The 8,411-nt window shown below is 67.9% G+C and carries 8 protein-coding genes and 1 pseudogene; 6 read left to right on the forward strand and 3 right to left on the reverse strand.

The annotated features are described in order from the left end of the window. Positions 1–122 precede the first annotated feature (122 nt). From FK219_RS04685 to FK219_RS04695, 3 genes and pseudogenes are all read left to right on the forward strand, one after another. A pseudogene (locus tag FK219_RS04685) lies at positions 123–251 on the forward strand (integrase core domain-containing protein); the annotation flags it as partial. A gap of 71 nt (positions 252–322) precedes the next feature. Beyond that, positions 323–910, forward strand: coding sequence for a sigma-70 family RNA polymerase sigma factor (locus FK219_RS04690; RefSeq protein ID WP_152582237.1), 588 nt, complete (start codon positions 323–325; stop codon positions 908–910). After that, positions 907–1,638, forward strand: coding sequence for an anti-sigma factor (locus FK219_RS04695; protein ID WP_152582238.1), 732 nt, complete (start codon positions 907–909; stop codon positions 1,636–1,638). The genes FK219_RS04690 and FK219_RS04695 overlap by 4 nt, the downstream gene beginning before the upstream one ends. A 12-nt stretch (positions 1,639–1,650) precedes the next feature. Here FK219_RS04695 and FK219_RS04700 read toward each other — a convergent pair whose 3' ends face one another. The 3 genes from FK219_RS04700 to FK219_RS04710 all read right to left on the reverse strand — a co-directional run bounded on the left by FK219_RS04700 (position 1,651) and on the right by FK219_RS04710 (position 3,869). Further along, positions 1,651–2,379: a winged helix-turn-helix transcriptional regulator gene (locus tag FK219_RS04700; RefSeq protein ID WP_165638055.1), complete on the reverse strand. Its 729-nt coding sequence runs from the start codon at positions 2,377–2,379 to the stop codon at positions 1,651–1,653. A gap of 78 nt (positions 2,380–2,457) precedes the next feature. Further along, positions 2,458–2,904, reverse strand: coding sequence for an arsenate reductase ArsC (locus FK219_RS04705; RefSeq protein WP_152582240.1), 447 nt, complete (start codon positions 2,902–2,904; stop codon positions 2,458–2,460). Between the two features lie 53 nt (positions 2,905–2,957). After that, complete coding sequence (locus tag FK219_RS04710; protein WP_152582241.1) at positions 2,958–3,869, reverse strand: metalloregulator ArsR/SmtB family transcription factor; 912 nt, start codon at positions 3,867–3,869, stop codon at positions 2,958–2,960. A 116-nt stretch (positions 3,870–3,985) separates the two neighbouring features. Between FK219_RS04710 and FK219_RS04715 the strand changes: the two genes are divergently transcribed. The 3 genes from FK219_RS04715 to FK219_RS04725 all read left to right on the forward strand — a co-directional run bounded on the left by FK219_RS04715 (position 3,986) and on the right by FK219_RS04725 (position 8,387). After that, positions 3,986–6,178: an RNA degradosome polyphosphate kinase gene (locus FK219_RS04715; protein WP_152582242.1), complete on the forward strand. Its 2,193-nt coding sequence runs from the start codon at positions 3,986–3,988 to the stop codon at positions 6,176–6,178. Then, positions 6,175–7,140 (forward strand): NUDIX hydrolase, encoded by a 966-nt coding sequence (locus tag FK219_RS04720; protein ID WP_152582243.1) that lies wholly within the window; start codon positions 6,175–6,177, stop codon positions 7,138–7,140. The genes FK219_RS04715 and FK219_RS04720 overlap by 4 nt, the downstream gene beginning before the upstream one ends. Positions 7,141–7,289: 149 nt before the next feature. After that, positions 7,290–8,387, forward strand: a complete 1,098-nt coding sequence (locus FK219_RS04725) for a phosphate ABC transporter substrate-binding protein PstS (protein ID WP_152582244.1) — start codon at positions 7,290–7,292, stop codon at positions 8,385–8,387. The last annotated feature ends 24 nt before the right edge of the window (positions 8,388–8,411 follow it).

Genomic DNA, 8,411 nt, shown 5'->3' on the forward strand with positions numbered 1-8,411 from the left:
GTTGATGCCTTTCGAGAGGGATGTGAGAGTTTCCTCGAAGGATCACACGGTGACCGCGTTCACGTCGTCACCGACGCGGTGGGCCACCGGGCGTTACACCACTATGCGGGACTCCACTCAACTCCGAATCAGCCCGCCGCGCCGCCCTCCCGGCATGGCTGCATCACTACAATCACCATCGGCCCCACACCGCCATCGGCAAGGTTCCACCCATCAGCCGGCTGAACAACCTGCCTGGGCACTACACCTAGCCGCGGGCCGCAGGCGCCGTAGCCGAGTGTCCTGACGGGACATTCAGCACGAGGGGTGGAATGCTGGGGGAGTGTCCCCCGAAACCGAAGTCACCGTGAGTGCGCCGAGCGTGCTCGACGCGGCGACCGACCTCTTGCAGCGCGTCGCCCAGGGCGACCAGCGCGCGTTCAGCGAGCTCTACGACCTCATCACGCCGCGCATGCTCGGCCTTGTGCGGCACGTGCTCAAGGATCACGCCCAATCGGAGGAGGTGGTGCAGGAGGTGCTCTTGGAGATCTGGCAAACCGCACCGCGCTTCGATCCGAATAAGGGGAAAGCGGTGACCTGGATGCTGACGATGGCCCACCGGCGAGCGATCGATCGCGTACGCAGTGCGCAGTCGTCGCGAGACCGGGATACCAAGATCGGCATTCGTGATCTGGGGCGGGAGTACGACTCCGTCGCGGAGAACGTGGAGATCCGCATCGAACACGAGCGAGTGGAGAAGGCGCTGACGAAGCTCACGGAGCTGCAGAGACAGGCTGTGGAGCTCGCCTACTACGGCGGGTACACCCACAGCGAGGTCTCGACCATGCTCAGTGTGCCGATCGGCACCGTCAAGACTCGATTGCGCGACGGCATGATCCGTCTGCGCGAAGAATTGGGGGTGGCGTCATGAACCGTGATGCCGATGACGTGATGACCGATGAGGAGTTCGCCGACACGCGAGCCGCCCTCGGTCTCGCTGTGCCGCCGGTAGCCCCGTCGGCGACCATGAAGGATGCCGTCATGGCGCGCATCGCCGAGGCACCGCAGGTGTCTCCCAAGGTAACGACGCCGCAAGTGTCTACGCCTCCGTCGGCCGTGCCCGTGGGCAGATCGGCCGACGCGCGTGAGGGCTCGGCAGCTGCAGGTGCCCCTGCGGGTCTCGCGGAGCGTCGAGCGCAGACCCGGTGGTTCCACCGCCCGGGCTCCGTCGTGATCGCCGCGGCCGCCGCGGTCGCTCTCTTCTTCGGCGGCGTGCTCGCCGCCGACCTCGTGAACCCTGCGGCCGGTGACGCCGAGCAGCTCGCCGCGATCGTCGCCGCGCCCGACGTGCAGACGGTCGCCTCACCGGTTGAGGGCGGGGCGAGTGCCACGCTGGTCTCCTCCGAGAGCCTCGGCCTCTCCGCCATGGTGTTCGAGGGGCTCCCCGAGCTCACCGACGAGCAGGCCTACGCCCTCTGGTACATCACCGACGGCGAGCCGACCCCCGCTGGCCTGTTCTCGGTCGGCGAGGACGGCGCGGTCGTGCAGGTGCTCGAGGGCACCTTCGAGGCCGGCACGGTCGTCGGGGTGACGGTCGAGCCGAGCTCGGGTAGCCTCGCGCCGACGACGACGCCCATCGTCGCGATCGCGACCGCGTAGGTTCGCTGCCGTTCAGGCGTTCACGCGGTAGCCGACGCCGCGCACGGTCTGGATGACGGCATCGCCATGGTCGGCGGTGCGCGCGAGCTTCGCGCGAATGCTGCCGATCGTCACTCGCACGGCGCGTGCCGCGGCGTCGGGGTCTGCCGACGGGGAGAACTGACGGGCGATGTCGCCGGCCGGTACGTGCCGCGGAGATCGGGCGGCGAGGAAGTGCAGAATCGAGAACTCGCGGTGCGTGAGGCCGATCTCGAGCTCGTCGAGCAGGGCTCGATGCGCCACGGCGTCGACCCGCAGCCGGCCCACCTGCACGGTCTGAGTGCTCGCGTGGGCGGCGAAGCCGAGCCCGGCGAGGGCGCGGCGCAGCTCTTCGGCGGTGACGGGCAGCGTCACGAGGGAGTTCGCGCCAGCATCGAGGGCGCGCTCGGCGTCGCCTCTCCCCGGCTCTCCCGGATGGATCCCGACCAGCACGGGAATGCTCGCCCACCGGTGCACGACATCGATGACCTCGGCGAGCGAGCCGGAGGAGGCCTGCGCGGGCACGAGCACGGCGTCGGGGGCGTCTTCGTGCAGGGCGACGAGCATCTCCGCGCAACTGGCGCGCGCCACGAGGTCGATGCCGTTGCGCACGAGGTCGCGATCAGGGCTCGCGCACACGTCGGCGAGTGCGCCGCACACGACCACGCGACGGAAGACCGCCGGATGCTGCGCTGCGGTCTCCTCGTGCGTCGTACTCGTCATGGCCATCCCTCGGGGCCGCGCGGGCGCAGCGGCTCTGACTGCATGAGATACGCCGCAGGGAAACGGAACGTGAACGCGTCAGTGCGCGGGGGCGATTTCTGTCAGAAGCGCTTCCACCCGCCGCTTGATGTCGTCGCGGATGCCGCGCACGGTCTCGATGTCCTGACCGGCCGGATCCTCGAGAACCCAGTCCTCGTAGCGCTTGCCGGGGTAGATCGGGCACGCGTCGCCGCACCCCATCGTCACGACCACGTCCGAGTCCACCACGGACTGCGTGGTGAGGATCTTCGGCACGTTGTTCGCAATGTCGATGCCCTCCTCGGCCATGGCCTCCACGGCGATGGGGTTGACCTTGTCCTTCGGCTCCGACCCTGCGGAGAGGACGGTGACGCGGTCGCCGGCGAGGTGCTGCAGGTAGCCGGCGGCCATTTGGGAGCGCCCGGCGTTGTGCACGCACACGAAGAGCACGGTGGGAAGGCCGGCCGTGTCGGCCTCCTTCTTCTTCTTGGATAACGAGAACCTCATGCTCGAAGTATAGACACAAATCTATACGACGGGGAAGTCCCGACGAGCGAGCGTCAGGCAGTGAGAACGTCGAGCTCGGTCAAGAGTCCCCGAACGCGCGCGTCGATGTCGTCTCGGATGGCGCGAACGGCGTCCATCGGTCGATCTGCAGGATCGTCGACGGGCCAATCCAGGTAGCGCCGACCGGGGAACACCGGGCATGCATCGCCGCAGCCCATGGTCACGACGACATCCGCGGCGCGCACGACATCGTCGGTGAGGGGCTTCGGGAACTCGGCGCCCAAGGGCACCCCCAACTCCTCCAGGGCTGCGATGACGGAGGGGCGGACGGCGCCGGCGGGGGCGGAACCGGCCGTGCGAACTCGTACTCGATCACCACCGAGATGGCGCGCGATAGCCGCGGCGAGTTGCGATCGCCCCGCGTTCTGAACACACACGAAGAGCAATTCGACAGGAGACGCATCGATTCGCTGTCGTTCGCTCTCATGCGACGCTTCCAGAGCGGCGAGACGCTCAGCGCTGAACTGCGCGACTGCCGATGGGTAGGCATGGCCGCCCGAACGCTCGGCGAGCAGGCGCTCACTCTCGGTGATCACATGCCGCACCGTCTCCGCCGAGACAGTGCCCGCAAATCGTGCCTCGAGGTCGGCGACCATGCGATCGAGTAGCGTCGCATCGATGGCCTCCCGCGCAGCCTGGGGACGCCACTCATCGAGTCGAGACGCCACGTCGGCGGGCACGGAGTACCAGACCTCGCGACCACGGGGCTCGCGCGCGACGACGCCCGCACCCAGGAGTACTTTGAGGTGGTGCGAGACGGTCGGTTGACGCAGGGCCAGGTGCTCGGTGAGCCGGCCCACTGTCGCGCTGCCGCCAGGCGAGTCGAGCAGGTATCGCACGATGTCTCCCCGCGTCGGGTCGCCCAGCGCGGCGATTCCCGGGGCCAGTGGAGCACGAGCATCCATAGATTCGAGTCTATGTCGTTCGCCCTGACAGCTTGGCCGGCGCAACCCCTCGCGCTGGCGACAAGCATTAATGTCTGTGTCGCTCGCGAGACACCCGGTGGTGTCAGACTGTCGTGATGCACGACGAGGGCACGAGCACGAGCGACTATCAGGTCGACGGTGGTGTGGGCGGAGACTTCTCCGACGACTACGACGAGACCACGAGCGTCGATGACGGCACGCTGCCCACCGACCGCTATCTCGACCGCGAGCTGAGCTGGCTGCACTTCAATCAGCGCGTGCTCGAGCTCGCGGAGGACCCGACGGTTCCCCTGCTCGAGCGCGTGAACTTCCTCGCGATCTTCGCCTCGAATCTCGACGAGTTCTTCATGGTGCGCGTCGCCGGTCTCAAGCGGCGCATCGTGACCGGCCTCGCCGTGCCGACCAACACGGGGCGCGTGCCCGCAGACGTGCTCGCGAGCATCAACAGCTTCGCGCTCGAGCTGCAGCACCGGCACGCGCGCGCCTTCCACGACCTCGTCAAGCCGGCCCTCGACGAGGCGAGCATCCACGTGGAGACGTGGGCAGATCTCGACGACGCCGATCGCGCTCGCGTCGACGAGATCTTCACCGAGCAGATCTTCCCCGTGCTCATGCCGCTGGCCGTCGACCCTGCTCACCCCTTCCCCTACATCTCGGGCCTCTCGCTCAACCTGTCGGTGCGGGTGCGCAACCCGAAGACGGCGAAGATCGAGTTCGCCCGCCTCAAGGTGCCCACGGTGCTGCCGCGCTTCGTGCAGCTGGCCGACAGCTCCTCGGGCAATCTGCGCTTCCTCACCCTCGAAGACCTCATCTCGAACCATCTGCACGAGCTCTTCCCGGGCATGGAGATCCTCGAGCACCACGAGTTCCGCGTGACGCGCAACGAGGATGTCGAGATCGAGGAGGACGAGACCGAGAATCTCATCCAGGCCCTCGAGCGCGAATTGCTGCGGCGCCGCTTCGGGCCTCCCATCCGTCTCGAGATCACTGACGACATGGACCCGGTGACGCTCGGGCTGCTCGTGCGCGAGCTGGGCATCACCGAGCAGGAGGTCTACCGCCTGCCGGCGCCGCTCGACCTCGGCGGGCTCTTCGAGCTCGCGAAGATCGACCGGCCCTCTCTCAAGTACCCGAAGCACGTGCCGGTCACGCCCGTGCAGCTGCAGCCGGGCGAGCCGAACACCGCGCCCGACGTCTTTGCCTCCATTCGCGAGGGCGACATCCTCGTGCACCACCCCTACGAGTCCTTCGCGACGAGCGTGCAGGCCTTCCTCGAGCAGGCGGCGAAAGACCCGAACGTGCTCGCGATCAAGCAGACGCTGTATCGCACGAGCGGCGACAGCCCCATCGTCGAAGCACTCATCGACGCCGCCGAAGCGGGCAAGGCCGTGCTCGCGCTCGTCGAGATCAAGGCGCGCTTCGACGAGCAGAACAACATCGACTGGGCGCGCAAGCTCGAGAAGGCCGGCGTGCACGTCGTCTACGGCCTCGTGGGGCTCAAGACCCACTGCAAGCTCGCGCTCGTCGTGCGCCAGGAGCCCGACGGCTCGCTGCGCTCGTACAGCCACGTGGGCACGGGCAACTACAACCCCAAGACGAGTCGCATCTACGAAGACCTCGGCCTGTTCACGGCCGACGAGCAGGTCGGCCGCGACCTCACCCGACTGTTCAACGAGCTCTCGGGCTATGCGATCGAGAAGAAGTACAAGCGGCTCCTCGTTGCTCCGCGGTATCTGCGCAAGGGCCTGCTCAAGCTCATCGCCACCGAGACGAAGAATGCCCGCTCTGGCAAGCCCTCCGGCATCCGCCTGAAGCTCAACTCGATCGTCGACGAGGCCATCATCGACGCTCTGTACCAGGCCAGCATGGCGGGTGTGCCCATCGACCTCGTGGTGCGCGGCATCTGCGCCCTCGTGCCCGGGCGCGAGGGGCTCAGCGAGACCATTCGCGTGCGCAGCGTGCTTGGGCGCTACCTCGAGCACTCGCGCATCTTCTCCTTCCACAACGACGGCGAACCGCAGGTGTACATCGGCAGCGCCGACATGATGCACCGCAATCTGGACCGTCGCATCGAGGCACTCATCCGGCTCAGCGACCCCGCGCACATCGCGCAGGTCGATGAGCTCTTCGAGCGCCATCTGCACGACGAGGCAGCTTCGTGGCATCTGCACCCGGACGGCACGTGGCAGCGACACCACCTCGATGGCGCCTCGGGCGATCTCGATGACGTGCAGAATGGCCTCATGAAGTCGATCGCCGACCGACGCCGCAGCCCGAAGAAGCGATGACCCCCGCGAGCAGCACCGCGACCGCCTCCGCGACCGTGCTCGCCGCGGGCGCCGTCGTCTGGAAGCTCGTCGACGGCAAGGCGCGCATCCTGCTCGTGCACCGCACTCAGCACAAGGATGTCTCGCTGCCGAAGGGCAAGGTCGACCCTGGTGAGACCCTGCCGCACACCGCCGTGCGCGAGATCGCCGAGGAGACCGGATTCGACGTCGTGCTCGGCGCCCCGCTCGGCACGGTCGAGTACACGTTGCCGAGCGGCAAGGACAAGGTCGTGCACTACTGGGCCGCCGAGGTCGACCCCGGCGCGGCCGAGCGCCATAGCTATGAAGCCAACGGGGAGATTCGTGCTCTCGAGTGGGTCGTCGCCTCGAAGGCCGCCAAGCGCCTCAGCTATGAGCACGACGCTGACGTCGTGAATCGGTTCGCCGCCCTCTTCGATGCCGGGCTTGCTCGCACCTTCGCACTCGTCGTGCTGCGTCACGGCAAGGCGATGCCCCACGATCAGTGGGACGGCCCGGACGCGACGCGACCGCTGCTGCACCGCGGGCTCGAACAATCCTCCTCGGTGGCGGGCGGCGTCGCCGCCTTCGGGCCGACCACGCTCGTCTCGAGCACCGCCGCGCGCTGCCTGTCGACGATCGATCCGACGGCGACACTGCTCGAGCTGCCCGTCAAGACATCGAAGTCGCTCAGCCAGGACGCGTACGCCGGTGACGGCGAGAAGGTGGCGAAGGTCGTCGGCAAGCGCCTCGCGCGCAGGGAGTCGAGCGTGCTGTGCAGCCACGGCCCGGTCATCCCGCAGATCATCGCCGCCGCTGCGGCGACAGGAGGCGCCACGATCGACGGGGCGCTGCGCCAGAGTGCCGCGCTCTCCACCGGCGAGTACTCCGTTCTGCACTTCTCCGCCGAGACGGAGACGCCCCGCCTCGTCGCGGTCGAGACTCATTCTCCGGCCGCGGGCTGAACCCCTTCCCCCGGCGTCGAGTTCCGCCCTCGTTCACCTCCCGTTCACCGAGAGCGCCGACTCTCGTCAACAAGGCTCCTTAGCGTCTGTGACGTGCCGGGTGATCCGCTCGGCCCACCACCCTGTCACCAATCCCCGAAGGGAACACAGTGAACATCACGCGTGCGGGCAGCTTCGCTGCCATCATCGCCGCCGGTGCCCTCGTGCTCAGCGCTTGCGCGAGCGGCGAGACCACCGACAACGGCTCCGAGGGCGAGACCTCGGCCCTCTCCGGCACCCTTGTGGGCGCCGGCGCTTCGTCGCAGCAGTCGGCCCAGGAGGCTTGGGTCGTCGGCTTCCAGGAGGCCAACCCCGAGACCACCGTCGAGTACGACCCGATCGGCTCCGGCGGAGGCCGCGAGACCTTCATCGGCGGCGGCTCGCAGTTCGCCGGTTCTGACCGTGCGTTCAACGACGAGGAGATCGCGGCGGACAACTTCGCCTCGTGCGTCCCCGGCACGGGCATCATCGAGATCCCTGCCTACATCTCCCCGATCGCGGTCATCTTCAACCTCGAGGGCATCGACTCGCTCAACATGGATGCGGCGACCATCGCCGGCATCTTCGCGGGCGAGATCACGAACTGGAGCGACCCGGCGATCGCCGCCACGAACGAGGGCGTCGAGCTTCCCGACCTGCCGATCACGGCCGTGCACCGCGCGGACGACTCGGGCACCACGGCGAACTTCACCGACTACCTCGCGGTTAACGCCCCCGATGTCTGGACCGTTGGCCAGATCGAGACGTGGCCGACCGAGTACGGCGGAGAGGCTGCACCGCAGACCTCCGGCGTCGTCGACGCTGTCACGAACGGCACCGGCACCATCGGCTACGCCGACGCGTCGCGCGCCGGTGACCTCGGCACCGTCGCGGTCGCCGTGGGTGGCGACTTCGTACCCTTCTCTCCGGAGGCCGCTGCAGCCATCGTCGACGCGTCCCCTCGCGTTGAGGGCCGCGGCCCGGGTGACCTCGCGATCAACCTCGACCGTGCTTCGGAAGAGGTCGGCGTCTACCCGATCGTGCTCGTCTCGTACCTCATCGCGTGCAACGAGTACACCGAGGGTGCCCCGGTCGACCTGGTCAAGGCGTACCTCAGCTACGTGATCAGCGAAGAGGGCCAGGCCCTCGCCGCTGAGGCGGCTGGTTCGGCCCCGATCTCGGCCGACCTGCGTTCCGAGGCTCAGGGCTTCATCGACGCCATCCAGTAGCACCGAGTAGTTCGCGGGCCCGAC

This window comes from Microcella pacifica, assembly GCF_009371975.2.
GTDB lineage: Bacteria > Actinomycetota > Actinomycetes > Actinomycetales > Microbacteriaceae > Microcella > Microcella pacifica.

What these genes read in the sequence shown, in the direction of transcription:
- FK219_RS04700 (WP_165638055.1), bottom strand. Translation starts at nt 2,379, where the DNA reads ATGACGAGTACGACGCACGAGGAGACCGCAGCGCAGCATCCGGCGGTC.
- FK219_RS04710 (WP_152582241.1), bottom strand. Translation starts at nt 3,869, where the DNA reads ATGGATGCTCGTGCTCCACTGGCCCCGGGAATCGCCGCGCTGGGCGAC.
- FK219_RS04715 (WP_152582242.1), top strand. Translation starts at nt 3,986, where the DNA reads ATGCACGACGAGGGCACGAGCACGAGCGACTATCAGGTCGACGGTGGT.
- FK219_RS04695 (WP_152582238.1), top strand. Translation starts at nt 907, where the DNA reads ATGAACCGTGATGCCGATGACGTGATGACCGATGAGGAGTTCGCCGAC.
- FK219_RS04705 (WP_152582240.1), bottom strand. Translation starts at nt 2,904, where the DNA reads ATGAGGTTCTCGTTATCCAAGAAGAAGAAGGAGGCCGACACGGCCGGC.
- FK219_RS04720 (WP_152582243.1), top strand. Translation starts at nt 6,175, where the DNA reads ATGACCCCCGCGAGCAGCACCGCGACCGCCTCCGCGACCGTGCTCGCC.